The sequence below is a fragment of the Micromonospora globosa genome (assembly GCF_000717585.1).
GTDB lineage: Bacteria > Actinomycetota > Actinomycetes > Mycobacteriales > Micromonosporaceae > Micromonospora > Micromonospora aurantiaca.
On record NZ_JNZR01000006.1, the window covers coordinates 56,885 to 82,564 of the forward strand.

Consider the following 25,680-nt stretch of genomic DNA (forward strand, 5'->3'; position numbering starts at 1 on the left):
ACGAACGAAAAGAGTTGGCCGGTCGGATGTCGAGCGATCCATCCCGGCCGAAAGCGAATGCCGGACGGATACGCGGTCTCATCAGTTCGGCTTTCGTCGGCTTCTCAGTCCGATACCTGACTGCGAATGGCACGGGCCGGGTCAAGGGCTCGGGCGGTGTCGCTCCAGGCCGTCGAAGAGCAGGTCGAGGGTGAACTCGAACTCGGTCTGACTGTCGCACCAGCCGAGCGTCGGATCCGCCGCGTCGTGCGTCTCGGCGGCGACCATGGCGGCCAGGTGCGGCAGCCGCTCGGCCAGCGCCACCATCTCGGCCTCCGCTGCCGCCGCGTCGGCCTCCCCGCCCGCGTCCGGCCGGAACACCTCCTGCGCGAAGCCGAGCGCAAGGCTGCCGAAGGCGTGCAGCGCCCGGTGGGCGATCCGGTACGAGAAGCCGCCCTCGACGAGCGTGGCGAGGATGCCGTCGTAGTAGGCGTACACCCCGGCGGGGACGGTCGGGCGGGAGCTGAGCAGCGCCGGGGCCCACGGGTGCCGCAGCATGACCGCACGCGCGGCGAGGAAGCGCAGCCGCAGCCGGGTACGCCAGTCACCGCCGGGCGCGTCGGCCTCGGCCCGTTCGGCGGCTGCGGTGATCTCGGCGGCGACGGCGTCCACGAGGCCGTCGAGCAGTCCGGCCTTGCCGGGCAGGTGGTGGTAGAGCGACATGGCCTCGACGCCGAGTTCGGCGGCGAGCCGTCGCATCGTGAGCGCCGCCATCCCCTCGGCGTCGACCAGGGCGATCGCGCTGGCCAGGGCCCGCTCGCGGCTGAGCGGCTCCCGAGGCTTCCTCGCTCCCATCCGGCTTCCCATCTCCCTTGACCTTACAACGTATGGTTGGCCTTACGACGTAAGGCGACCCCGGCCCCGGCACGTCGATCACCCCCGAAGGAGCCGCCATGCACCAGCTGATCCGTACCGCCCGGGTGACCGGGCTGTTCTACCTCGGGCTCGCCGTCACCGGCGCCCTGGGGTTCCTCACCGTCCGTCCCATGCTCTTCGACGCCGACGACGCGGGCACGACGCTCGCCAACCTGGTGGCCCACGAGTCGCTGGCCCGCCTCGGCATCGCCCTCGAACTACTGGTCGTCCTCACCCAGACGCTCACCGCGGTCTGGTTCCACCGCCTGTTCCGTACCGTCGACGGCACCGCCGCGGGCAGCATCGCCGCCTTCGGGCTCGTCAACGCCGTCGCGATCCTCGGCAGCGCCGCCGTCCTCGCGACGGCCTTGCAGGTCGCGACCGGCGGGCCGGGCGACGCCGACACCGTCCAGCTGCTCTACCTGGTCAGCGGGAACCTGTGGGAGGTGGGCGGGCTCTTCTTCGGCCTCTGGCTGGTGCCGATGGGCTGGTGCGTGCTCCGGTCGGGCTGGCTGCCCCGGCCGCTGGGCTGGGTCCTCGTCGCCGGTGGTGTCGGCTACGTGCTCATGACGTTCGTCGCGTACCTCGCCCCCGGCGCCGGCGCCGCCGGCGACCTGCTGGTGATCCCCGCCACTGTGGGCGAGGTCTGGATCCTCGGCTACCTGATCATCTTCGGCGTGCGCAGGCGGGCACTCGAAGGGACCGAAGCCTAGGCCGGGCTCGCGGCGAGGGCGACACCCCGGGCGTACCGGATGGCGGCCGGGGTGTCCGCGAACACCAGGCCCTCGCGGCGCAGCTCGTCGGCGACGCCGAGCGTGCTGAGCACCTGGTCGTGGCCCGGGGTGATGCCGGAGAGCAGCACCGTGATCCCCCGGCCGCGCAGCCGGGCGATGGCGTCGCCGAGCACCTGGGCGCCGGTCGCATCGACCGTGGAGACGCGGGACATCCGCAGGATCACCACCCGCACGTCGGCCACCTCGGCCAGTTCCAGCAGGAACGTGTGCGCGGCGGCGAAGAACAGCGGCCCGTCCAGCCGGTACGCCACGATGTGCTCGGCGAGCAGCGCGTGTTCCTCGTCGCTGTGCTCGCCGGTGTCCAGCGGCACCTGTTCCAGCTTGGCGCTGCGGGCCACCGCGCGCAGCGCCAGGACGACCGCGACCGCGAGCCCGACGACCACTGCTGTCACCAGGTCCCAGATCACCGTGACGGCGAACGTCAGCACCAGCACCACCGCGTCGGCGCGAGTGGCCCGCATCAGCGCGAGCAGGGAGGCCGCCTCCACCATCCGTACCGTGGTGGCGAGCAGCACCCCGGCCAGGGCGGCCAGCGGGATACGGCCGACCAGCGGGGCGGCGGCGAGCACGATCGCGGCGAGGGCCACCGCGTGGGTGAGTGCGGCGAGCTTCGAGGACGCCCCGGCACGCACGTTCACCGCGGTACGGGCGATGGCGGCGGTCGCCGGGATGCCGCCGAAGACCGGGGAGGCGAGGTTGGCCAGGCCCTGGCCGAACAGTTCCCGGTCCGGGTCGTGCCGCTCGCCGACCGTCATGCCGTCCGCCACAGTGGCGGAGAGCAGGCTCTCCAGGGCGGCGAGCGCGGCCACGGCGAGGGCGCTCGGCAGCAGTACGCCCAGCGCGCCGAGGTCCACGAAGTCCAGCGACGGCGCGGGCAGCCCCTGCGGCAGCTCACCGATCCGGGCCAGGTCGATCGGGGCCAGCTCGGCGAGCAGCGTCGCGGCGGCCACCCCGACCAGGGAGAACGGCACGGCGGGCCGCCATCGGCCGCCGAGCAGCATCAGCGCCGCCACGCCGAGCGCCACAGCGATCGCGGCGGGCCGGGGGTGCGCGGCGAACCGGGCGACCGCGTCGGCGGCCACCGCCCACACCTTCTCGCCGTGCGCGGCGGTGACGCCGAGCGCGGCCGGCACCTGTTGCAGCGCGATGACCACGGCGATGCCGGCGGTGAAGCCCTCGATCACCGGGGCCGGCAGGTAGCGGACGTACCGGCCGAGGCGGGCCACTGCGAGCGCGATCAGGATCAGCCCGGCCAGCGCGCCGACCATCAGCACGCCACCGGCACCGAACTGCTGCACCACGGGCACCAGCACGACTGTCATGGCCCCGGTGGGACCGGAGACCTGGAGGTTGGAGCCGCCGAAGACCGCCGCGACGGCCCCGGCGACGACGGCGGTGACCAGGCCGGCCTGCGCCCCGAGCCCGGAGGTGACGCCGAAGGCGAGCGCCAGGGGCAGCGCCACCACCGCGACGGTGAGCCCGGCGAGCAGGTCGCGCCGGGGTGAGCGGCGCGCGTTCTGCCAGTCGGCCCGGCCGGGCAGCAGCCCGGCGAACAGCCGGCCCGCCCGGCGTACGGCGTCACCGGCGCGAAGGGCAGCCGCGCTCACCGGTCCGTCCCGGAGGCCCGCAGTTCGTCCAGCAGGGCGTCCCGGTCGGTGAGGACCGCGCCGAGGATGCGCCGTCCGGCGGCGAGCAGGTCGGCCACGTCGGGGGTGCTGAGCGCGTACATGACCAGCGGGCCGTCCCGGTACGAGGTGACCATGCCGGCGCGGCGCAGCACGGCGAGCTGCTGGGAGAGGTTCGACGCCTCCACGTCGATGGCGGCGAGCAGGTCGCGGACCGGTTTCGGCCCGTCCTGGAGCAGTTCGAGCACCCGGATGCGCACGGGGTGCCCGAGGGTGCGGAACAGCTCCGCCTTGGCCTGGTACAGCGGCACCGACATGACTCACCTCTCCGACGACTCTGAAGACTTTAGCACTTGCAGAAATCTTCAAATCGATGGGGATGCGGGTATAGCCCCTCAGGCGAGGTCGTTGACGCAGCGCAGCACCGGGCGGCGGGTGAGCGCGTCGGCGTCGAGCGGGCCGGGCGCGTGCACGGTGAACGTCGCGCTCTCCCCCGGCAGCAGCGTCACCAGCGCCCGGTCCACCTGCGCGCCCGGATCGAGGCGATCAGGGAACAGCGTCAGGTCGCGCAGCACGGTCCGGGCGGTCACCCGGACCCGCCGGCCGCCGTCGACCGGCTCGACAGTCGCGTCCCACTGCGCCGCCGGCCACCGCACGTCGCGGTCCTCGGCGAAGAACCACAGCGCGCGCTCCGCGGTGTCCCCGGCGTCCGCGACGAGCAGTTCCGCGCGGCCGTCGTCCGGCCGCGCCAGCTCCGCCGGCAGCGCCAGCACCACCGAGGAGTACGCGGGGACGTCGAGGTCGACCGAGGTCTTCGCCCTCGGCTCCCCGGTGAGTGCCAGCCGGGTGACGGTGGCCGGCCCGCTCCACGCCCGATCGGTCTCGTTCACCGCCACCAGCGCCAGCCCGCCGTCGCGCGGCTGCACCGTCAGCAGCCGGTCGGCGTAGGCGCGGCGCAGCGCGTACCAGAGGGGTTTGCGGCGGCCGTCGCCGTCGATCGCCGACCAGGACGTGACCGGCCAGCAGTCGTTCAGTTGCCACACGACGGTGCCGGTGCAGACCGGCCGGTGCGAGCGGAAGTGCTCCACGCCGAGCTGGATGGCGCGGGCCTGGTTGAGCTGGGTGAGGTAGTGCCAGTCGTCGAAGTCGGCGGGCGGCGGCAGGTGGGCGTCGAGCCCGCGCCGGAGCTTGCCGTCCCCGTCCGCAGCCTTCTGGTGGTGTGCCATGCCCGGTGAGTCGTGCGTGAGCGGGTCGTCGGAGAGTGCCCGGCGCAGCGTCGCGTACGCGGGCGGCGCCTGGTAGCCGAACTCGGCCACGAAGCGTGGAACGTAGTCCCGGTAGCGCGTGTAGTCGTCGGTGTTCCACACGTCCCAGATGTGCGTGGTGCCGTGCGCCGGATCGTTGGGGTGGACGTCCTCGCTGCCGGACCAGGGGCTACCCGGCCAGTACGGGACCGTCGGGTCCAGCTCCCCGACGATCGCGGGGAGCAGGTCCAGGTAGTAGCCGCGTCCCCAGGTGCGTCCGGCCAGGGGCTCCTGCCAGTCCCAGTCGTGCCAGCCCCAGATGTTCTCGTTGTTGCCGGTCCAGAGCACCAGCGACGGGTGCCCGGCGAGGTGTGTCACCTGCTCCCGCGCCTCCGCCTCGACCTCGGTGCGGAACGGCTCCTCCTCCGGGTACGCGGCGCAGGCGAACAGGAAGTCCTGCTGCACCAGCAACCCCATCTCGTCGGCGAGGTCGTAGAAGTCGTCCGACTCGTACCGGCCGCCGCCCCAGACGCGCAGCAGGTTGACGTTCGCGCCGGCCGCCTGGCCGAACCGCCCCGCGAGGCGCTCCCGGGTGACCCGGTTGGGGAACGCGTCGTCGGGGATCCAGTTGACGCCCTTGACGAACACCGGCACGTCGTTGACGTGCAGCGTGAACGGGGTGCCGTAGGCGTCGGGCGTGGTGTCCAGCCGGACCGAACGGAACCCGATCCGGCGGGCGGCGGCGTCCAGCTCCCGGCCGTCGGCGCCGTGCAGGGTGACGTCGAGGTCGTACCGGGGCTGGTCGCCGTACCCGATCGGCCACCACAGCGCGGGGTCCGCGACGGTGAGCGTCACGACGGCGGTCCGCTCCCCCGCCGGTACGGCGACGTCGGCGGTGACCCCGGCGACGGCGGCGCGGACGGTCAGCGGCTCGTCGTCGGCCCGCTCGACCTGCACGTGCAGCTCGACCCGGCCGACGTCGTCGGCCACCGTGACAATCGGCCGGACCGACGCGAGCCGGGCGGTGGACCAGGCGTGCAGGCCGATGTCGCGCCAGATGCCGGCGGTGACGAGCGTCGGCCCCCAGTCCCAGCCGAAGTTGCAGGCGGTCTTGCGGATGAAGTGGAACGGCTCCGGGTACGCGTTGGGCCGGTCACCGAGCCGGTCCCGGTGCGCCTCGGCGTACCGGTACGGGGAGTCGAAGCGTACGGCGAGGGTGTTGCCGTCCGGGCGCAGCAGCGCGCGGACGTCGAAGCGGTACGAGCGGTGCTGGTTCTCGGTGCGGCCGACCTCGACGCCGTTGAGCGTGACGGTGGCGACCGTGTCGAGGCCGGCGCAGACCAGGTCGACCCGCTCGTCGTCACCGGGCTGCCCGGCGAACGTGGTCTCGTAGACCCAGTCGGTGCGGCCGATCCAGGTGAGGCGGTTCTCGTTGTCGTCCAGGTACGGGTCGGGGATGAGGCCGGCCGCGAGCAGGTCGGTGTGGACGCAACCGGGGACTGTCGCCGGCACCGCCGTCCCGGCGATCTCCGGCGGCACCGCCGGCCCGGGCTCGGCCCGCAGCGTCCACCCCTCGTGCAGCAGCGTTCGACGGCTCACGACTTCACCGCGCCTTCCATGATTCCGCGGACGATCTGACGTCCACCGATGAACAGCATGACCAGCAGGGGAACGGTGGCGATGAACGCGCCCGCGAGCACCCGCCGGTAGATCACGTAGTTGCCGCTGGCCAGGTCGGAGACCGCCACCATCGACGTCGGGTAGTCGGTGCCGCTGAGCGTGATCAGCGGCCACTGGAAGTCGTTCCAGGTGGCCACGAACGTGAGCAGGCCGAGCACCGCCAGGGCCGGGCGGATGGCCGGGAGCACGATGGTCGCGTACACCCGCATGGTCGTGGCGCCGTCGACCCGGGCCGACTCGATCAGCTCGTCCGGGACGGTGTTCACGATGAACTGCCGCATGTAGAACACGCCGAACGCGGTGACCAGGCCGGGCGCGATGACGGCGAGCAGCGTGCCGTTCCAGCCGAGCTCGCCCATCACGATGTAGAGCGCGACGATGCCGAGCTGGTTGGGCACGGTCAGGGTGAGCACCACGAACAGCATGAGCGCGCGGCTGCCCTTGAAGCGCAGCTTGGCGAAGGCGAAGCCGGCCAGCGAGCAGAAGAACAGCACCGAGGCGGTCACCACCACCGAGACGATGACGCTGTTGACCAGTGATGCGGCGAAGTAGACGTCCTGGAGGGAGAAGACCTCGTCGACGTTGGTGAGGAAGCGGTCGCCCGGTACGACAGCCGGTGGCAGCTTCGCCAGCGCCTCGTCGTCGCTGGTGGCGATGACGAACATCCAGTAGAGCGGGAACGCGGCGAACAGCATGCTCACCGCGAGGAGCAGGTAGGTCCAGAGCCCGGCCGGGGTGTCCTGTGGCGCCCGGGCCACCACGCGTCGCGTCGTCACCGGCGGCCTCCGGAGAGTCGGTTGGTCAGGAGGTAGTTGACGCCTGCGACCACCAGGATGATCAGGAACAGAGCCCAGGACATCGCGGCGGCGTACCCGAGGTTGAGGTCCTTCCAGCCGACCTTGTAGATGAGCTGGGCGATGGTCTGCCACTCGCCGTCCGGCCCGCCGGTCGCGGCCTGGGCGTTCGGGTCGAACAGCATCGGCTCGGTGAACAGCTGCAACCCGCCGATGGTGGACAGGATGACCGTGAACAGGACCACCGGCTGGATCATCGGGACGGTGATCCGCCAGAGCTGCTTCCACGGCCCGGCGCCGTCGATCGCCGCGGCCTCGTAGACGTCGCGCGGTATGGACTGCATGGCGGCCAGGTAGAGCAGCGCGTTGTAGCCGATCCACTTCCAGTTGACCATGGTGGCGATGGCGATCCAGGCGTGCAGCTTGTCCGCCCGCCAGTCGATCGGGTCGTCCGGGCCGCCGATGCCGAGCAGGCCGAGCGCCCAGTTCGCCATGCCGAAGTCGCGGGAGAAGAAGACGCTGAACACCATCGTCGAGGCCACGATCGGTGTCACGTACGGCAGCAGCACGCCCACCCGCCACCACGTCTGCGCCCGCAGCTTGCGGTTGAGCAGCGACGCGACGAGCAGCGCGAGCAGCAGTTGCGGCACGGTGGAGAGCAGGAAGATGCCGAACGTGTTGTAGAGGGCGTTCCAGAAGTCCTCGTCGGCGAACAGGCGGCTGAAGTTCTCGGCGCCGGCCCAGTACGGCAGCGTCGGGTCGTCCAGCCGGTAGTTGCGCAGCGACACGACCGCGTTGAACAGCAGCGGGAACAGCCCGAACACGAGGAAGAGCAGGAAGAACGGCGCGATCATCAGGTACGGCATGTACCGCATGTCGAAGCGGTACAGCCGGTCGCGCCAGGTCATCCGCCGGTCGCCGGCGCCGGTACGGCCGCGCTTGCGCGCGGGTGGGCGGCCGGGCGGCGCGGGCGCGGCACGGGTGCTGGACATCGGTTCACTCCAGGGCCGGGAGATCGGACGGTGACGGGGCGGACCGGGCCGCCCCGTCACCGCTGACACGTCAGGACTTGGCGGCCTTCTCGGCCTCCTTGACCGCCTCGGACCAGGCGGCGTCGGACTTGAGCGACTTGTTCTCCACCCGCCGGATCACGTTCTCCACCGCCACCCGGGTCGGGCCGTTCTTCCGGCCCAGGTACTGCGGGGTGAGGCCCTGCGCCATCTTCGGGAAGATCTGGCCGACCGGGGCGTCGTTGAAGAACGGGTTCTTGAAGTCGGCGATCGCCGGGTCGGTGTAGAGCGCCGGCTGCGACGGCAGGTTGCCGACCTTCTTGAAGATCTCGATCTGCTGCTCCGGCGCGACCAGCCAGGTCAGCAGCTTGTACGCCTCGTCGACGTTCTTGCCCTGCTTCGGCAGCGTCAGGAAGGAGCCACCCCAGTTGCCGCCGCCACCCGGTACCGCGGCGATGTCCCACTTGCCCTCGGTGCCCGGCGCGGTGTCCTTGATGTGGCCGAGCATCCAGGCCGGGCAGGCGAGCACCGCGAACGCGCCGCTGGTGAAGCCCTTGTCCCAGTCGGCCTGGAAGCTGACCAGGTTGGCCGACAGCCCGGCGCCCACGGCCTTTACCGTGTAGTCGAACGCCACCTTCGGGCCCTGCTCCATCCGGAGCTGGTCCTGCTCGTCGTAGAAGCCGACCGGCTGCTGGCCGAGGATCGGGTTGAACAGGTTGGTGCCCGCGTCGATGAACTTCTTCTTCGTCGTGGCGGTGTACTGCTGGCCGACCTCGATGAACTTGTCCCACGTGGGCCAGAGCGCTGACACCTGGTCGCGTTCGGTGGGCAGGCCGGCGGCCTTGAACAGGTCGGTGCGGTAGCACATGGCCAGTCCGCCGACGTCGGTGCCGAGGCCGATCTGCGTCTTGCCGTCGGCCGACAGCGATTGCTTCCACTTCCAGGGCAGGTACTTGCTCTCGTACGAGCCGGCGCCCTTGTCGAGCAGGTTGACGAACTTGTCGGACTGGCTGCGGAACTGGACCATGAAGCCCTCGTCGATCGCCGCGATGTCCGGCGCCCCGTTGCCGGCGACGAGCTTCTTCTGCAGGTCCTCGTGCTGGGCGTTGTACTCGCCCGAGTTGAGCTGGATCTTGACGTTCGGGTGTTCGGCCTCGTACTTGGCCTTCAGATCCTGGAGCCCGAAGTCGCCCCAGAAGTTGATTTTCAGCGTGACCTGACCACCGGCCGAGTCCGAGCCGCCGGTGGTGCTCCTGCCGCTACAGGCGGCGATCATGACCAGGCTGACGGCACCGACGGCGGCCACGCGCGCCAGGTGCGTCCAGGACCGTTTCATGTCATCCTCCGCGCCGAATGGGAACGCTCCCGATATCGAGGAACGTTGACTGAACCGGATAAGTGAGGCCACCGTACGGTTCACCTTCAGGGCTGTCAACGGGCGGTTACCGATGTGCCCGTCCGGTAACCTCGCCGCCGCTCACGACTGCCGTTCACAGCCGTCCAGGGCAAGTGCCGGGCGATCGGCGCTCTAAGCTGAACCGCACAAGCGACGGCCGCCGGAACCCGTCCACCGCCACCCGCCGGTGGCACCCGGGACCGACGCGGCGTGCAGTAGCGTCACCAGACGCCGGTGACCCGGCGACCGAGAACGCCCGCGAGGGCCGGACACAGTGGAGGAACGCTTCGGTGAAGCGGCCGACCATCGCCGACGTCGCCCGGCGCGCCGGGGTCTCCAAGGGCGCGGTGTCGTACGCGCTCAACGGCCAGCCCGGTGTCTCCGAGGCGACCCGGCAGCGGATCCTCGCCATCGCCGCCGAGATCGGGTTCCGTCCGAGCAGCGCCGCCCGCGCACTGTCCGGCGCCACCGCCAAGGCGGTCGGGCTGGCGCTGTGCCGCCCCGCCCGGATACTCGGCATCGAGCCGTTCTTCATGGAGCTGATCAGCGGCGTCGAGGCCGAACTGTCGGCCCGCTCGTACGCGCTCACGCTCCAGGTGGTCAGCGACCAGGAGGCCGAGATCGCCGTCTACCGGCGGTGGTGGGCCGAACGCCGGGTGGACGGTGTGCTCGTCTGCGACCTGCGCACCGACGACCGGCGGGTGCCGGCACTGGAGGAACTGCAACTGCCGGCGGTGGTGATCGGCGGCCCCGGGCACACCGGCGGCCTGGCGAGCGTCTGGGCCGACGACGCGGCGGCCCTCGTCGAGACGGTGGAGTACCTGGTCGCGCTCGGCCACCGGCGCATCGCCCGGGTCGGCGGGCTGCCCACGCTGCTGCACACCGAGATCCGCACCGAGGCGTTCACCGGCGTGTGCCGGCGGCTCGGGCTGGACGAGGCGACCACCGTCTGGTCCGACTACACCGGTGAGGAGGGCGCGCGCGCCACCCGCCGGCTGCTCAGCTCCGCGGGCCGCCCCACCGCGGTGATCTACGACAACGACGTGATGGCGATCGCCGGGCTCTCGGTGGCCCAGGAGATGGGCCTCACCGTGCCCGGCGACCTGTCCATCGTGGCCTGGGACGACTCGCCGCTCTGCCGCCTGGTGCACCCGCCGCTCACCGCGCTGGGCAGGGACATCCCGGCGTACGGCGCGCACGCCGCCCGGCAGCTCCTGGCCGTGATCGCGGGCGAGCCGGCAGCTGTCGTGCAGGACGAGACGGCGCACCTGACGCCGCGCGGCAGCACCGCCCCACCTCGTACGACGACCCGCTGAACCGGTTCAGCTCACCGGGCGGTGGACGGATACTCCTCGAACCACGCCTCGACCCGCTCGGCGGTCGCCGGCCGGGCCAGCGCGAAGCCCTGGCCGTACCGGCAGCCGGCCCGCCGCGCACCGGCCACCTGCCCCTCCGACTCCAGCTCCTCGACCACCAGCTCCACGCCGAGCCGGTCGGCCAGGTTCGCCACCACGTCGATCAGCGGGCGCTGACCGTCCCCACCCGGGCCGACCAGGTGCGGACCCACCTTGAGCAGGTCGATCGGCAGTCGGCGGAGCTGCGCGAGCGAGGCGTGCTCGGCCCGGAAGTCGTCGAGCGCGATCCGTACACCGATCGACCGCAGGCCGGCCAGCCGGGCTACCACTGTGGACAGCTCCAGTCCCACCACCGGCTCGGCCACCTCCACCACCAGCCGTTCCGGTGCCACGTCGTACGCGGCCAGCGCGGTAGCGGTACGCGCCACGAAGTCCGGCGCGGCCAGCTCGCGCGGCGTCACGTTCACCGCCATCCACAGCTCGCGACCGCCCTCCGACCACGCGGCGAGCTGGCGGCAGGCCCGGTCCAGCACCCACCGCCCGATCTCGCCGGTCAGGTCCAGGTCGGCCGCCACCGGCAGCAGCTCCGCCGGGAGCACTGTGCCCAGCGCCGGGCTGCGCCACCGCAGCAACGCCTCCGTACCCACCGGCATCCGATCGGCGAGCGCCACCACCGGCTGGTAGACCAGGTCCAGCTCACCGCGCGCCACCGCGCCGGGCAGCTCCCGCTCCAGATCCAGGCGGCGGACCAGCTGCTCCTCCAGGTAGGCGTCGTACCACTCGACCCGGTCCCGGCCGAGCTGCACCGCCCGGCGGCGGGCCAGGTCCGCCTGGCGCAGCACGTCCTCCGGATCGCCGCCGCTGGTCTCGGCCAGCCCGACGCTCACCCCGAGCCGGGCGACGCCTCCGGGCCGGGGGTACGGCTCGGCCAGCGCCGCCAGCAGCCGCAGGCCGAGCGCGTACGCGAGCACCGGCCCGAGATCGGTGAGGACGGCGTACTCGGTGTCGCCGAGCCGGGCCACCAGATCGTGCGTCTCGGAGCTTGCCCGCAGCCGGCGCGCGGCCTCGCTGAGCACCGGCCCCTCCGGCACGGCGCCACCCACCCCGTGCAGGTCGACGACGAGTAGCCCGCCGCCACTGCGTTCCGCCATCGCCCGGACCAGATCCACGCGGGTCAGTGGCACGGGCTCCACCGGCCGGGAGTCCGGTCCGAGCCGGCGCCGCAACCACGCCTCGCGGGCCGCGAGCCGTTGCACCCGGCGGCGCTGGTCGGCGGCGGCGAGCAGCTCACCCACCATGATCGGCGGAATGACGGCCAGGCCCAGGGCCATCGCGGCGGTACTGAACTCCCCCGCCGTCATCAGGTGGATCCCGGCGGCCAGCGCGGCGATCCCGGCCGGCGCGGTGAGGCGGGGCCAGGCAGCCGGCGCCGCGTCCCGGCCCGGCCGCTCACCGCCCGAGGTACGCCGGGCGCCTGCGGCCGTGAGCAGCGCCCCGGCCACCAGGGGCGCCGCGACGAGCGGCAGCGCCCGGTCCGGCGCGCCGTAAGCCAGCAGCACCACCAGTAGCGTCAGCCCGCCGAGCGTCAGGGCGGCCCCGGCGTGGCAGCGCGCGGCGCCCGGCCGGCGGCGGCGTTCGGCGACGGCCGCCACCGCGAGCACGGCGAGCACCACCGCGCCGCCCGCCGCCACCATTCCGGCCACGGCCGGGACCGGGCCGCCCGGCAGCAGCATCCAGCCCGCGAAGACCAGGCTGACGCCGAGCGCCAGCACGTCGACGGTACGGCGCACCAGTTCCGGGCCGGACAGCCGCGATCGGCCGGGCAGGCGCAGCAGGGCCGTCACGTGCAGCGCCCCGGTGAGGCACAGCCCGGCCAGCGCGATCGGCAGCCGGTGGGCGGCGTCGCTCAGCGGCAGCACCGCGACGGTGAGCCCGGCGACCAGGACGGCGCTGTCCAGGATGGCGGCGACCCGGCGGGACAGCGCAGCCCGGCGAGCCCGTCGCCCGGTCCTCGGGCCGAGTGCCGTCGCGCCGTGCGTCACGGCGAGGTCCGGAGCTTCGCCCGTCGGCACGGGACGGCCGGTCGGCGCGCGGTGGCCGTTCGGCGCGGGACGGTCGGTCGGTGCGGGACGGTCGGGCGGCGCGGGGCCGTCGGGCGGTGTGGCGGCTCCGGCCAGCCAGGCGAGCCGGACGCAGGCGAGGGCGAAGCCTCCGGCGACGGCGAGCGCGGCGGCTGCGGGGCCGGGAAGGGCACCGGCGACGCCGGCGAGGAGGAAGGCCGTGCCGACGAGTGAGACGGCGACATCGGGCAGGACTGATCGCCGACGGGGAACGGCGGGAGGGGGGACGGGCACGGCGGTCGCCTTCGTGAGGGGGCACGGGGGCGGTGCGGTTGCGGTACGCGGTACGACGTGCGGGGTCGGGGCGGTACGGGAACGCATCGGCGGGGACCGCTGCGGCCACGCCTAGAAACGATCCCGGAAGCGCCCGGTGACGTCACCGCCACAGTGACATCCGTCACATCAACGGCGGTCACCGGCCCGGATCACGCCCAAGATCGACGCGTCGGTCCCGCGTCGGTCTCCCGGGCGAGATCTTGGAAGGAAACGGCCCGCGGAGGGGCCCAACGCTTCCAAGATCTCCAACTCGAGCGAGATCTTGGTACGGTTCCGCCCCTCGCGGGGCGGAACCGTACCAAGATCGTCGGCGGGTGCGGGGAGGGACGCAGGGAGGGTGGGGACGCCCGCGGGGTGGGGTGGACTGGCCGGGTGGGATTATCGGGGGGTGAGCCGCGCCGATACCGTCCGTTTCCGTCACAACCAGGCCATCCTGGTCGCCGCGATCGTCGCCTTCATCGGCGCGCTGCCGCTGGCCTCCGCCCGCTGGTGGCTGCTCTGGGTGCTGCTCGTGCCGCTCGCCGTCGCGGTCTGGGCGTGGCGGGCCGGCACCGACGCCGATGCCCGGGAGCTGCGGCTGCGGGCGCTCGTCGGGCAGCGCCGGGTGCCGTGGAACCAGGTCGCCGAACTCGCCGGTGACCCCCGCGGCCGGGCGGTGGCCCGGCTCGACGACGGCGAAGTGGTGATGCTGCCGGCGGTACGCGCCACCGAACTGCCCCGGCTGATCGCCGTCACCGGGCAGGAGCTGCCGGACACCGGCAGCGATCATTAAGCCACCGGCGATCAGTAGCCGTCGACCACCCGGTTCGTCAGCTCCTCCCCGGCCACGTACCGGCGCAACTGCTCGCCCACCAGGCGGTACGCGCGGGGCAGCAGCCCGCGTACCGAGCCGGCGACGTGCGGGGTGAGCAACACGTTCGGCAGCTCCCACAGGGGATGATCGGCGGGCAGCGGCTCCGGGTCGGTGACGTCCATCGCCGCGCGCAGGCGGCCCGAGGTCAGCTCGGCCACAAGCGCCGAGGTACGTGCCACCGGCCCGCGGGCGGCGTTGACGAGCAGCGCGCCGTCAGGCATCGCGGCGAGGAAGCGCTCGTCGACCATGCCCCGGGTCTGCTCGGTCAGCGGCACCAGGAGGACCACCACGTCCGCCTCGGGCAGCAGCGCGGGCAACTCGTCCACCCCGTGCACGCCCTGGTCGGGTCGCGGCGTACGGGCCACGAGCGTGAAGCTCACCTCGAACGGGGCGAGCCGGTCGCGTACCGCGGTGCCGATCGAGCCGGCGCCGACGATCAGCACCCGCTTGCCGGCCAGTTCGTCGGTGGGCGCCACCTCGTCGTACGCCCACTCGCGCCGGGCCTGCGCGCGGGCCAGCGGCGCGAATCCGCGCAGCGAGGAGAGGATCGCGGCGACCACCCATTCGGCGGTGGGTGAGTCGTGCACGCCCCGGGCGTCGCAGAGCGTCACGCCGTCGGGGATCCGCCCCACCCAGGCGTCCGCCCCGGCGGAGAGCAGTTGCACCACCTCGACGTCGGGCAGCTCGGCGAGGAGCGCCCCGGCGTCCGGGCCGGACAGGAACGGTGGCACCCAGAACCGCACCCCGGACGGGGACGACGGAAGCCGCCGCGGGTCGTCCAGCAGCTCCACGGTGACGCCGGGCGGCAGCTCGCCGAGCAGCCGGCGGCCCTCCGGGTGCGGGATCCATACCTTCACGACCGCCGACGATATCGGCCCCGGACCGGCCGGCGCGGCGTGACCCGTGACGAACACCGCGCCGGGAATGGAGTGGCGGCCCGGCGGGGTATAACCGAGAACGGGATGCCGGTCGGGTGTTCCGCTTGCTGAGGGCGGTGGCGATGAGCGAGGACGGCCGGGGACGGGTGCCCGTGCCGATTCCGGCGCTCGCCGACCCCGACCGGTTGCGTTCACTCGACGAGACCCGGCTCGACGCCGTACCGGACGAGGCGTTCGACAGGTTCGCGCGTCTGGTCGGCGACCTGCTGGACGTGCCTGTCGCACTCGTCTCCCTGGTGGACGCCGAGCGCCAGTTCTTTCCCGGCGCGACCGGCCTGCCGGAGCCGTGGGCGGCCCGCCGGGAGACGCCGCTGAGCCACTCGTTCTGCCAGCACGTCGTCGACATCGAGATGCCGCTGGTGCTGCCCGACGCCCGTCTCTACCCGCGCGTACGCCTCAACCTGGCGATCGAGGACCTGGGCGTGGTGGCGTACGCGGGCATGCCGCTGACCGACCTGGAGGGGCGGGTGCTCGGCTCGCTCTGCGCGATCGACAGCAAGCCCCGGGCCTGGACGAAGGAGCAGCTGCGGACGCTCGCCGACCTGGCCGCCGCGTGCTCCTCGGAGCTGCGACTACGTATTGCGGTCCGCGGCGCCGAGCAGGCCCGCCGCCGCGCCGAGGAGGCGCACGACCGGCTCGCCATGCTGGCCGGGATGAGCGAGATGCTCGGCGGCACGCTCGACGTGGCCACCGCCGTGGACCGGCTCGGGCACGCGATGGTGCCGCTGCTCGCCGACTGGTGCCTGATCACGCTCGTCGACCCGGCGGGCCGGCCGCGCACCGTCACCGGCGTGCACCGCGACGCCGAGCGCGAGGCCGACCTGACCCGCTTCGCCGAGTTGCTGACCACCGGGCTCAGCGCGGAGTCGCAGATCCGGTCGGTGCTGCGTACCGGGCGGCCGGCGGTGCGCGCAGTGGCCGACCTGGACGACGTGGCGCGCGGCACCACGCGCCCGGAGCTGGTGCCGCTCGCCGACCGTCTCGGCATCGGCTCCCACCTGACCGTGCCGATCACCGCCGCCGGGGACCGGGTGATCGGCGCCGTCACGCTCGTCAACCGTCAGGGGCGGCGCGGTTTCGACGCCAGCGACCTGCGCACCGCGCAGGACATCGGGGTACGTGCCGGACAGGCGGTCGGCAACAGCCGCCTCTACGGGGAGCAGCGGCACGTCGCCGAGGTGCTCCAGCACAGCATGCTGCCGAGCCTGCCGGCCGTGCCCGGGATCGAGCTGGCCGCCCGCTACCTGCCGGCCGCCGACCGGGTGGAGGTGGGCGGCGACTGGTACGACGCGTTCGTCCAGCCCGACGGCGAGCTGATCGCCGCGATCGGCGACGTCGCCGGGCACGACATCGAGGCGGCGGCCACCATGGGCCAGTTGCGCAACCTGGTGCGGGGCAACGCGTACGGGCGTAACGACCCGGTGGAGGATCTGGTGGCCCACCTCGACCAGGCCATGGGCGGGCTTCGGGTGCCCACCGTCGCGACCGCCGTGCTGGCCCGGGTCCGTCCGGCCGCCGGCGGGCTGACGGTCTTCTGGTGCAACGCGGGGCATCCGCCGCCGCTGCTGGTCCGCGCCGACGGCACGGTCTCGGTGGCCGACGGCCGCGGGCCGCTGCTCGGGCTGGCCCGGCCGCCCCGGCGTACCGGCCGGACGCTGACCCTGGCACCGGGCGACACGCTGCTGCTGCACACCGACGGGCTGATCGAGCGCCGGGACCAGCCGATCGACGAGGGACAGGCCGAGCTGCTCGCCCACCTCGCGGCCGGCGGGCCGGGCGTACCGCTGGACCTGCTCTGCGACCGGCTGCTCGCCGCCGCGCACCGGCGCGAGGACGACGTCGCCCTGCTCGCGCTGCGGGCCGGCTGACCGGGACTCCTCCGAACGGCCGGACGCGGGCAGGGGTGCGCGCGACGTGCCCGGTTCGCCGGTCCGCCCGGCTAGGCTGGGCCGGGTGAGCCCGCGTCTTGCGTACCCCCGTGTCAGCCGTCTCCGGACGGCGCTGGCGGCGTCCTGCGCGGCGTTGCTCCTGGGCACCGCCGGCTGCTCCCTCGGCGAGCCCGAGCCGGACCCGGCCGGCGCACCGCCCAACCTGCCCACACCGTCCGGCACCGCGAGTCCCGGCGGGGCCGGTCAGCAGGTTGTCGCCACCGTGCTGGCCAAGGGGCTGGAAGTGCCGTGGGGCATCGCGTTCCTGCCCGACGGCGGGGCGCTGGTGACCGAGCGGGACAAGGGACGGATCCTCCAGGTCGGCCCGGAGTCCGGCCCGGACGGGCTGGCCGTCCGGCCGGTGCAGACCGTGCCGGACGTGGCCGCCGGCGGCGAGGGCGGCCTGCTGGGCATCGCGGTCTCCCCCGCGTACGCCAAGGACCGCACGGTCTTCGTCTACTACACGGCCGAGGACGACAACCGGATCGCGAAGATGCAGCTCGGGCAGGCGCCGAAGCCGATCCTGACCGGCATCCCGAAGTCCGGCACGCACAACGGCGGCGGGCTCGGTTTCGGGCCGGACGGCCACCTCTACGCGAGTACCGGCGACGCGGGGCGCACCGAGAACGCCCAGGACGCCAAGAGCCTCGGCGGCAAGATCCTGCGGATCACGCCGGACGGCAAGCCTGCGCCGGGCAACCCCACCGCCGGGTCGCCGGTCTGGTCGACAGGTCACCGCAACGTCCAGGGCTTCGCCTGGACGCCGGACAAGAAGATGTACGCGGTGGAGTTCGGCCAGAACACCTGGGATGAGATCAACCAGATCAACAAGGGCGGGAACTACGGCTGGCCCCGGGTCGAGGGGCGCGGCGACGACAAGCGCTACGTGAACCCGATCACACAGTGGCCCACAGGTGACGCCTCCTGTTCCGGCCTGGCGGCGGCGGACCGTCTGCTCGTCGCCGCCTGCCTGCGCGGCCAGCGACTCTGGCTGGTGGAGCTGGCCGGCAACGGCACAGTCCTCGGTCAGCCGCGCGACCTGCTCAACGGCCGGTACGGTCGGCTACGGGCCGTCGCGGCGGCGCCGGACGGCTCGCTCTGGGTGGGCACGTCGAACCGGGACGGGCGTGGTACGCCCACCGCCGAGGACGACCGCCTCCTGCGGCTCGTCTTCGCCGACGGGGGCGCCGGCCGGAGCTGATCCGGCCCACCGGGTTTGTCAAGATCGCGCAAGGGGCAGGTCAGAATCTCAGCATGGACGGCCACGAGAACGAACAGCACCGCACCGGGGACGAGACGTCTCCGGAGCGCGGGCGCGCCCGCCGTCTGACGGCGTGGCGGCCCGGTCACCGGCTGCGCCGGCTGGGTGTCGTGCTGGCTCTGCTCGCGGTCACGCTCGGCGGCATCGTGATCGGCACGTACGCGGGCGGCCACGTCGGCACCGACATCGGCCCGTTCCGGGCCGAACTGAAACTCAGCCCGTCGCTGTCCGGCGGCACCACCGTCGACATCCCGCCGCTGGGCGCGCTGCTGCTGGACAGCCACGACGGCCCGGCGTACCTCACAGTCGAGGTGGGCTCGCTGGACCAGGGGCGCACCGAGGCGCTCATCGACGACCCGGCCAGCATCAGCCGGGCCAGCCAGTCGGCCGTCCAGGACGTCCGCGACGGCGTGATGCGGCTCGGGCTGCGTACGCTCGCCTCGGTCGTGCTCGCAACGCTGCTGCTGGCCGCGCTGGTCTTCCGGGACGTCCGGCGTACCGCCTGGGCCGGCGGCCTGGCGCTGGTCGTGACCGCCGGCAGCCTCGGGATGGCCGCGAGCACGCTGCGCCCGCAGGCGATCGAGGAGCCGCGGTACGAGGGCCTGCTGGTCAACGCGCCGGCGATCGTCGGTGACGCGCGGCGGATCGCGAACGACTACACCAAGTACGCCGAGCAGCTCCAACGGCTGGTCGGCAACGTCAGCAAGCTCTACACCACGGTCTCGGCGCTGCCGGTGGTGCAGCCGTCGCCCGGCACCACACGGGTGCTGCACGTGTCGGACATCCACCTCAACCCGACCGGCTGGCAGCTGATCCGTACCGTGGTCGAGCAGTTCGGCATCGACGTGGTGGTCGACACCGGCGACATGACCGACTGGGGCAGCGAGCCGGAAGCCTCGTTCGTCGGGTCGATCGGCCTGCTCAAGAAGCCGTACGTGTTCATCCGCGGCAACCACGACTCGCCGCGCACCGCCGCCGCGGTGGCGCAGCAGCCGAACGCGATCGTGCTGAACAACTCGGTCACCACAGTGAGTGGGCTGACCATCGCGGGCATCGGCGACCCCCGCTTCACCCCCGACAAGGAGACCTCACCGGCCGGCAGCGGCCTCACCTCGGCGGTCGCCGACCAGGTGATCGGCGCCGGCGAACAGCTCGCCGCCACGATCGACAAGTCGCCGCGCAAGGTCGACATCGCGCTCATCCACGACCCCGCCTCGGCCGGCCCGCTCTCCGGCGACTGCCCGCTCGTGCTCTCCGGGCACACCCACTCCCGGCAGGTGTCGAAGCTGCCGCAGGTGGAGGGCAAGCAGCCGACCACGCTGATGGTGCAGGGCTCCACCGGTGGGGCCGGGCTTCGCGGCCTGGAGGGCGAGAAGCCGACTCCGCTGACCATGACTGTGCTCTACTTCGACCAGCAGAAGCTGCTCCAGGCGTACGACGAGATCACTGTGGGCGGCACCGGGCAGTCGCAGGTCAACCTGGAGCGGCACGTCATCCGCGACCCGGCGAAGGGCGACCAGGTGCCGGTCACCCCGACCCCGACCCGCGGCCCGTCGGAGTCGCCGTCGCCGGGCACGACCACGCTGAGCCCCACCCCCACGAGCTGACCGCCCCGCTTTCTCGCCTTTCTCGCGGTCAGCCCGGCGCCCTGCCGCACTGACACCCGGTCACTCGGCGTCACGAATCCCGTCCGCCACCGGTATGCCCCGTCGCCGACTTTGCTCTGCACCCATCGGCGCAGCAGGCACCGAGAGTCACCGCCTGGGTGGGTGCAGAGCGGCGGGCGTTCCACTCCGCCCCAGCTCAGGACGGTGATGCGGATATGGCTGCAGAGCAAAGGGGCCAAGAGGTGATCCCCCGGATCGCCAGAGGCGGTTACTCTCCGCAGCCATTCCCGCCGTCACTTTCCGTGAGGAATGCCGTCCACCGCGCCACCCGAATCGGCCAGGACGCGGCCCGCCGTGCCGGAGTCGATCCGGGAGAGCCGGGACAGCCGGCAGAACCCGGTCGCAGGCGCACCGGGCCGAGTGCCAAGGGCAGGCCGGGATCGGCCCGAGAGAGCCGGAAGACCGGCGAGCCGAGAGGCTGAGGCCCACCCGGAGGCCGGACCTCACCGCGAGGACCCGGGGCCGCCGCACGGAGGCCGGACCTCCACCGCGAGGGCCCGGGGCCGCCCGGATGTCCGGCCGGCCCCGTGGCGGCGTGCGGTCAGCGCAACGGACGCGCGCCTCAGCGCAGCGCGATCGCGGCCAGCGCGGCGTTGACGATGCTGCCGGGCAGCAGGTCGTGCAGCTCGTACAGCTCCCGGACGCTGCCGGACTGGCCGAACTCGTCCACCCCGAGCGGCACCGCCGGAGCGCCGACCGCCGAGCCGAGCCAGGCCATCGCGTGCGAGGCCGCGTCGTGCACGGTGACCACCGGCACCCGGTCGGCGAACGCCGACCGCAGCGCGCCCGGCACGCTCGGCACGGTCGCGGTCCGCACACCCTGGCGCAGCGTCCGCTGCCACGCCCGGTAGAGGCGGTCCAGGCTGGTCACGTCGACCACGTGCGCGGCCACGCCCTCCTCCGCCAGCTCCGCGGCGGCCGCGAGCACCTCCGGCAGAACCGCGCCGGAGGCGGCGAGCTGCACGACCGGGGCGTCAGCCAGATCGGGGTACGCCTGGTGCGCGTCGACGAGCCGGTACGCGCCGGCCACCACCTGCCGCCGCAGCACGGCGTCCCCGAGCCGTGCCCGGGCCGCCTCGAACGGCGCCTGGTCGATCGGCCGGGTGCTGAGCCGGAAGTAGTACGCCCCGTCCTCGGCCGGCGCGGCTGTCGCGGCCGGAGCGGAGCCGCCGGCGATCTGCCCGAGCGCGTCGCAGAGCAGCCAGTCGAGGCTGCCGGCGTACGCGGGCTCCAGGAACGTCACCCCCGGCAGCTCCAGGCCGACCGACGCGGTGATGGTGGACTGGTGCGCGCCGCCCTCCGGGGCCAGCGTGATGCCGGACGGGGTGCCTGCCACCACGAACCGGGAACCGGAGTACGTGCCGTACAGGAACGCATCCAGACCGCGCAGCACGAACGGGTCGTAGACCGTCCCCACCGGCAGCAGCGGCTGGCCGGACAGATCCCACGACAGGCCGAGCTGGCCCAGCAGCAGGAACAGGTTCATCTCCGAGATGCCCAGCTCGATGTGCTGCCCGGCGGGGCTCTCGGTCCAGCGCAGCATCCGGTCCTCGGTCCAGGAACGCTGCTCCGTCGGTGCGAAGACGCCCGTCTTGTTGATGAACCCGGCCAGGTTGGTCGAGGTGGCCACGTCCGGCGCGGTGGTCACCAGGTAGGGCGCAACCTGCGGATCGCGGGCCAGGTCGACGAGCACCCGGCCGAAGACCTCCTGGGTGGAGACGGGCTTGTTCGCGCGTACCCTCGTGGTCTCCGGAACGGTGACGCCCAGCGCGCGCTCGCGCGGCGGGCGGGACAGCGCCTCCCGGCGCTCGCCGGCCCGGATGCCGGCCGGTGTCGCCGGGTCGAGACGGTCCCACTCGGTCTCCGGGGTCAGGCCCTGCGCGGCGCGCAACGTGTCGACCTGCTCGGTGGTGAGCAGCGCCGAGTGGTTGCGCGGGTTGCCGGCGATCGGCAGGCCCCAGCCCTTGACCGTGTACGCGAAGACGACGCTGGGCCGATCGGTGACGGCGTCGCACTGGGCGTAGGCGTCGAGCATGGCCTGCGCGTCGTGCCCGCCCAGGTCGGTGACGAGCGGGCCCAGCTCGTCGTCGCCGATGTCGGCGACGAACGCGGCCGCCTCGGCCGGCGCGCCGTCCAGGAACTGCTTGCGCAGCGCCGGCCCGGCCAGCCCGAACAGCGACTGGTACTGCTCGTTGGGCATCCGGTCGATCCAGTCGCGCAGCGCCGCGCCGCCGGGCCGGGCGTACGCCTCGGCCAGCTTGCGGCCGTACTTGACCTCCACGACGTGCCAGCCGGCGGCCTCGAACTGGCCGCGCCACTGGTTGATCCGGATGCCGGGTACGACCCGGTCCAGCGACTGGCGGTTGAAGTCGACGAGCCACATCACGTTGCCGAGCCCGGTGGTTGCCGGGTCGGCGACCGCCTCCCAGATGTTGCCCTCGTCCAGCTCGGCGTCACCGATGATGGCGACGAACCGGGAGTGCGGGCGCGCGCCGAAGTGCGCGTCGACGTAGCGGCGGGTGACGGCGGCGAACAGCGGCGCGGCGGCGCCCAGGCCGACCGAGCCGGTGGAGAAGTCCACCTCGTCCGGGTCCTTGGTGCGTGACGGGTACGACTGGAGCCCACCGCGCGCCCGCAGCTTCGGCAGGTACGACCTGTCGAGGTTGCCGAGCAGGTACTGGATCGCGTGGAACACCGGCGAGGCGTGCGGCTTCACCGCCACCCGGTCCTCGGCGTCCAGGTGGTGGAACCAGAGCGCTGTCATCGCGGTCACAAGGGAGGCGCTTGATGCCTGGTGGCCGCCGACCTTCACCCCGTCACCGCTGTCGCGGTCGTGGTTGGCCGCGTCGACGATGCGGGTGGCGAGCCAGAGCACCCGGCGCTGGATCTCGTCGAGGACGTCGAGGTCGTGCTGGTTCACGGTGACTCCATCCGGGCGTCGCCGTTGACGCCCTGTCCGGGGAGGGGGTGGCGAGGCGTTAGGAAGGGCCCCTTCCCATGCACCAGGCGTTAAGAAGGGGCCCTTCCTTACAACAGATCAGGCGCCGAGGCGCGCCAGGATCAGCTCGCGGACGGTCTTCGCGTCCGCCTGGCCGCGGGTGGTCTTCATGACCGCGCCGACCAGCGCGCCGGCCGCCGCGACCTTGCCGCTGCGGATCTTGTCGGCGACGTCCGGGTTGGCGGCGATCGCCTCGTCCACGGCGGCGGTGAGCGCGCCGGTGTCCGAGACGACCTCCAGGTTGCGGTTGGTCATGATCTCGGTCGGCGAGCCCTCGCCGGCCACCACGCCCTCCAGCACGGTACGGGCCAGCTTGTCGTTGAGCTTGCCGGCGTCGACCAGTCCCTGGAGCTCGGCGACCTGGGCCGGGGTGGCACCGACGTCGGCCAGCTCCACGCCGGTCTCGTTGGCGCGGCGGGACAGCTCGCCCAGCCACCACTTCCGGGCCGCGGCCGGGGTGGCGCCGGCGGCCACCGTCGCCTCGATCAGCTCGACCGCGCCGGCGTTGACCACCGACTGCATGTCGAGGTCGGACAGGCCCCAGTCCTGCTGGATCCGCTTGCGGCGCAGCCGCGGCAGCTCCGGCAGGGCGGCCTTCAGCTCGGCCACCCACGCGGTGTCCGGGGCGAGCGGCACCAGGTCCGGCTCCGGGAAGTACCGGTAGTCGGTGGCGGTCTCCTTGGACCGGCCCGACGTGGTGTCGCCGGTGTCCTCGTGGAAGTGCCGGGTCTCCTGCGTGATCCGGCCGCCGGCCTCCAGCGCCGACGCCTGGCGCAGCATCTCCGAGCGCACCGCCCGCTCGACCGAACGCAGCGAGTTGACGTTCTTGGTCTCGGTGCGGGTGCCCCACTCCTCGCCCGGCCGGTTCAGCGACGTGTTGACGTCGCAGCGCAGCGAGCCCTCCTCCATCCGCACGTCGGAGACGCCGAGCGAGCGGATCACGTCACGCAGCTCGGTGACGTACGCGCGGGCGACCTCGGGCGCGAGCGCGCCGGTGCCCGGGATGGGCTTGGTGACGATCTCGACGAGCGGGATGCCGGCCCGGTTGTAGTCGACGAGCGATTCGGTGGCGCCGTGGATGCGACCGGTGGCGCCGCCGACGTGCAGCGTCTTGCCGGTGTCCTCCTCCAGGTGCACCCGCTCGATGCCGATGCGCACCAGCTCGCCGTTCACCTCGACGTCCAGGTAGCCGTCGAAGCACAGCGGCTCGTCGTACTGGCTGATCTGGAAGTTCTTCGGCATGTCCGGGTAGAAGTAGTTCTTCCGGGCGAACCGGCACCACTCGGCGATCGAGCAGTTCAACGCCAGCCCGATCCGGATGGTCGCCTCGATGGCGGCCTTGTTCGCCACCGGCAGCGAGCCGGGCAGGCCGAGGCAGACCGGGCAGACCCGGGTGTTCGGCTCGCCGCCGAAGTCGGTCGGGCAGCCGCACCACATCTTGGTGTTCGTGCCCAACTCGACGTGGGTCTCCAGGCCGATCACCGGTTCGAAGCGCGCGACGACCTCGTCGTACGCGGGCAGTGTCGTCGTCATCTGAGCTCCAGGCGCGATCCGGACAGAACCGTTCCAGCCTAATCGGCTGGCCCGGCCACCCCGATGCCGGGCTTCGAGATCACCGCACGGCGGCCCGCCACGACGACCTGGCCCGGGCCGGGCGTCACTCGGGTGCGGTGAAGCTCCGCCGGCGGTTGTAGGCCAGCACGAGCAGGATGCCGCCGACGGAGAAGGCCACGACGCTCAACAGCAGCAGTACGAGCGGCGAACCCGGCCCGGTGATCGGCAGCCACGCGCCACTCACCTTCGACGGCGAGGGCGTCGGCTGGGGCGCCACGGTGCTGCTGCTCGCCGACGGCGTGGCGGCCGGATCGCTCGGCGTCGGCGTCGCAGTCGGGGCGGCCGGGGTGGGCGTCGAGCCGGTCGGGGTCGCCGTGGGGGTGGCCGGGGCCGGGGCGGCGACGGTCAGGGACACCTCAGTCGTGGCGCTGGTGCTGTATCCCTTCGCCGAGACGGTGAAGGTGAACGTGCCGGCGCTGCCCGGGGTGCCGCGGAGCCGGCCCTCCTCGTCGAGGGTGAGACCGCCCGGCAGGGCCCCGGCGGCCAGGGCGAACGCGATGTCCGAGTCACCGTCGGCGGTGAACCGGAACGAGTAGGGCTTACCGGCAGTGGCGGCGGGCGGTTCGCCGGAGGTGAACGCCGTCGCCGCCTCGGCGACGACGACTGTGGCCTTCTGCTCGTCGAAGCGGTCGTTCTTGTCGGTCATCCGCAACGTGAACGTGTACGTGCCGGGCGTCGTCGGCGCGCCACCGAGGGACGTCCCGACCACGAGCATCCCCGGCGGCAGACCGCCCGACGTCACCGACAGCCGGTACGGCTCGGTGCCGCCTGTGGCCTCGACGGTGTGGATCGCGTACACCCGCCCGAGGTACATGGGCGACCGCGGCGTGCCGGACGTGATGACGACAGTCGGCTCGCGTACCTCGATGGTCGCCGTCTGCTCGTCGAAGAGATCGTTCTGGTCGGTCATCCGCAACGTGAACGTGTACGTGCCGGGCGTCGTCGGCGCACCACCGAGCGACGTCCCCACCACGAGCATCCCCGGCGGCAGACCGCCCGACGTCACCGACAACCGGTACGGCTCGGTGCCACCTGCGGCCTCCACGGTGTGGATCGCGTAGACCTGCCCGATGACCATGACCGGCCGGGGCTTGCCCGAGGTGATGGTGACGGTCTCCGTGACGGCGGTGGCCGGTTGCGCAGTGGCGGGCTGCGCGGCGCCCAGCAGCAACGCCGCGACCATCGTCAGGGCCATGACCGGGCGAAGTGTCCCCATCGCACATCCAGCTCTCG

18 protein-coding genes are annotated in these 25,680 nt (G+C 72.9%); 6 read left to right on the top strand and 12 right to left on the bottom strand.

Features of this window, described 5'->3' with window-relative positions; all coding sequences use genetic code 11:
* Nucleotides 1-141: 141 nt before the first annotated feature.
* The gene (locus IF06_RS0108650; RefSeq protein ID WP_030270105.1) at nt 142-846 is read right to left on the bottom strand and encodes a TetR/AcrR family transcriptional regulator C-terminal domain-containing protein; all 705 of its coding nucleotides are present in this window, start codon (nt 844-846) and stop codon (nt 142-144) included.
* A gap of 86 nt (nt 847-932) precedes the next feature.
* On the opposite strand from IF06_RS0108650, the gene IF06_RS0108655 reads away from it, so the two are divergent.
* Entirely contained in the window at nt 933-1,607 is a 675-nt protein-coding gene (locus tag IF06_RS0108655; RefSeq protein WP_013284486.1) for a DUF4386 domain-containing protein, read from the top strand.
* On the opposite strand, the gene IF06_RS0108660 is transcribed toward IF06_RS0108655, so the two are convergent.
* From IF06_RS0108660 to IF06_RS0108685, 6 genes are all read right to left on the bottom strand, one after another.
* Nucleotides 1,604-3,295, bottom strand: a complete 1,692-nt coding sequence (locus tag IF06_RS0108660; RefSeq protein WP_030270108.1) for a SulP family inorganic anion transporter — start codon at nt 3,293-3,295, stop codon at nt 1,604-1,606. The genes IF06_RS0108655 and IF06_RS0108660 overlap by 4 nt on opposite strands.
* Nucleotides 3,292-3,630, bottom strand: a complete 339-nt coding sequence (locus tag IF06_RS0108665) for an ArsR/SmtB family transcription factor (RefSeq protein ID WP_013284484.1) — start codon at nt 3,628-3,630, stop codon at nt 3,292-3,294. The genes IF06_RS0108660 and IF06_RS0108665 overlap by 4 nt, the downstream gene beginning before the upstream one ends.
* Nucleotides 3,631-3,708: 78 nt before the next feature.
* A complete protein-coding gene (locus IF06_RS0108670; protein ID WP_030270110.1) occupies nt 3,709-6,156 on the bottom strand; it encodes a glycoside hydrolase family 2 protein in 2,448 nt (815 codons plus the stop codon).
* The gene (locus tag IF06_RS0108675; RefSeq protein ID WP_030270116.1) at nt 6,153-7,013 is read right to left on the bottom strand and encodes a carbohydrate ABC transporter permease; all 861 of its coding nucleotides are present in this window, start codon (nt 7,011-7,013) and stop codon (nt 6,153-6,155) included. Before IF06_RS0108675 ends, IF06_RS0108670 begins: the two co-directional genes overlap by 4 nt.
* Nucleotides 7,010-8,023 (bottom strand): carbohydrate ABC transporter permease, encoded by a 1,014-nt coding sequence (locus IF06_RS0108680; RefSeq protein ID WP_013284481.1) that lies wholly within the window; start codon nt 8,021-8,023, stop codon nt 7,010-7,012. Before IF06_RS0108680 ends, IF06_RS0108675 begins: the two co-directional genes overlap by 4 nt.
* A 70-nt stretch (nt 8,024-8,093) precedes the next feature.
* On the bottom strand, nt 8,094-9,377 hold the full coding sequence (locus IF06_RS0108685; RefSeq protein WP_013284480.1) for an ABC transporter substrate-binding protein: 1,284 nt from the start codon (nt 9,375-9,377) through the stop codon (nt 8,094-8,096).
* Nucleotides 9,378-9,727: 350 nt separating this feature from the next.
* On the opposite strand from IF06_RS0108685, the gene IF06_RS0108690 reads away from it, so the two are divergent.
* Nucleotides 9,728-10,753, top strand: a complete 1,026-nt coding sequence (locus IF06_RS0108690; RefSeq protein WP_013284479.1) for a LacI family DNA-binding transcriptional regulator — start codon at nt 9,728-9,730, stop codon at nt 10,751-10,753.
* An 11-nt stretch (nt 10,754-10,764) separates the two neighbouring features.
* Here IF06_RS0108690 and IF06_RS0108695 read toward each other — a convergent pair whose 3' ends face one another.
* A complete protein-coding gene (locus IF06_RS0108695; protein ID WP_013284478.1) occupies nt 10,765-13,146 on the bottom strand; it encodes a GGDEF domain-containing protein in 2,382 nt (793 codons plus the stop codon).
* A gap of 430 nt (nt 13,147-13,576) precedes the next feature.
* On the opposite strand from IF06_RS0108695, the gene IF06_RS0108700 reads away from it, so the two are divergent.
* Nucleotides 13,577-13,960: a PH domain-containing protein gene (locus IF06_RS0108700; RefSeq protein WP_030270122.1), complete on the top strand. Its 384-nt coding sequence runs from the start codon at nt 13,577-13,579 to the stop codon at nt 13,958-13,960.
* An 11-nt stretch (nt 13,961-13,971) separates the two neighbouring features.
* Here the strand turns inward: IF06_RS0108700 and IF06_RS0108705 are convergent, their stop codons facing one another.
* A complete protein-coding gene (locus IF06_RS0108705; protein WP_013284476.1) occupies nt 13,972-14,898 on the bottom strand; it encodes a 2-hydroxyacid dehydrogenase in 927 nt (308 codons plus the stop codon).
* Between the two features lie 143 nt (nt 14,899-15,041).
* Here IF06_RS0108705 and IF06_RS0108710 point away from each other — a divergent pair, with 143 nt between their 5' ends.
* The 3 genes from IF06_RS0108710 to IF06_RS0108720 all read left to right on the top strand — a co-directional run bounded on the left by IF06_RS0108710 (nt 15,042) and on the right by IF06_RS0108720 (nt 19,775).
* Nucleotides 15,042-16,847 carry a SpoIIE family protein phosphatase gene (locus IF06_RS0108710; protein ID WP_030270124.1) on the top strand — a complete coding sequence of 602 codons (1,806 nt, stop codon included), beginning with the start codon at nt 15,042-15,044 and terminating at the stop codon, nt 16,845-16,847.
* An 85-nt stretch (nt 16,848-16,932) separates the two neighbouring features.
* Nucleotides 16,933-18,108 carry a PQQ-dependent sugar dehydrogenase gene (locus tag IF06_RS0108715; protein WP_030270126.1) on the top strand — a complete coding sequence of 392 codons (1,176 nt, stop codon included), beginning with the start codon at nt 16,933-16,935 and terminating at the stop codon, nt 18,106-18,108.
* Nucleotides 18,109-18,161: 53 nt separating this feature from the next.
* On the top strand, nt 18,162-19,775 hold the full coding sequence (locus tag IF06_RS0108720; RefSeq protein ID WP_030270127.1) for a metallophosphoesterase family protein: 1,614 nt from the start codon (nt 18,162-18,164) through the stop codon (nt 19,773-19,775).
* A 622-nt stretch (nt 19,776-20,397) separates the two neighbouring features.
* Here IF06_RS0108720 and IF06_RS0108725 read toward each other — a convergent pair.
* The 3 genes from IF06_RS0108725 to IF06_RS0108735 all read right to left on the bottom strand — a co-directional run bounded on the left by IF06_RS0108725 (nt 20,398) and on the right by IF06_RS0108735 (nt 25,663).
* Nucleotides 20,398-22,755 carry a transketolase-like TK C-terminal-containing protein gene (locus IF06_RS0108725; protein WP_030270130.1) on the bottom strand — a complete coding sequence of 786 codons (2,358 nt, stop codon included), beginning with the start codon at nt 22,753-22,755 and terminating at the stop codon, nt 20,398-20,400.
* Nucleotides 22,756-22,872: 117 nt separating this feature from the next.
* Nucleotides 22,873-24,366 (bottom strand): Asp-tRNA(Asn)/Glu-tRNA(Gln) amidotransferase subunit GatB, encoded by a 1,494-nt coding sequence (gene gatB / locus IF06_RS0108730; RefSeq protein WP_030270131.1) that lies wholly within the window; start codon nt 24,364-24,366, stop codon nt 22,873-22,875.
* Nucleotides 24,367-24,490: 124 nt separating this feature from the next.
* Complete coding sequence (locus IF06_RS0108735; RefSeq protein WP_030270133.1) at nt 24,491-25,663, bottom strand: putative Ig domain-containing protein; 1,173 nt, start codon at nt 25,661-25,663, stop codon at nt 24,491-24,493.
* Between the last annotated feature and the right edge of the window lie 17 nt (nt 25,664-25,680).

Coding starts and splice junctions, on each gene's coding strand:
- IF06_RS0108650 (WP_030270105.1), bottom strand. CDS start 846: ATGGGAAGCCGGATGGGAGCGAGGAAGCCTCGGGAGCCGCTCAGCCGC.
- IF06_RS0108655 (WP_013284486.1), top strand. CDS start 933: ATGCACCAGCTGATCCGTACCGCCCGGGTGACCGGGCTGTTCTACCTC.
- IF06_RS0108665 (WP_013284484.1), bottom strand. CDS start 3,630: ATGTCGGTGCCGCTGTACCAGGCCAAGGCGGAGCTGTTCCGCACCCTC.
- IF06_RS0108680 (WP_013284481.1), bottom strand. CDS start 8,023: ATGTCCAGCACCCGTGCCGCGCCCGCGCCGCCCGGCCGCCCACCCGCG.
- IF06_RS0108685 (WP_013284480.1), bottom strand. CDS start 9,377: ATGAAACGGTCCTGGACGCACCTGGCGCGCGTGGCCGCCGTCGGTGCC.
- IF06_RS0108710 (WP_030270124.1), top strand. CDS start 15,042: ATGAGCGAGGACGGCCGGGGACGGGTGCCCGTGCCGATTCCGGCGCTC.
- IF06_RS0108720 (WP_030270127.1), top strand. CDS start 18,162: ATGGACGGCCACGAGAACGAACAGCACCGCACCGGGGACGAGACGTCT.
- gatB (WP_030270131.1), bottom strand. CDS start 24,366: ATGACGACGACACTGCCCGCGTACGACGAGGTCGTCGCGCGCTTCGAA.
- IF06_RS0108735 (WP_030270133.1), bottom strand. CDS start 25,663: ATGGGGACACTTCGCCCGGTCATGGCCCTGACGATGGTCGCGGCGTTG.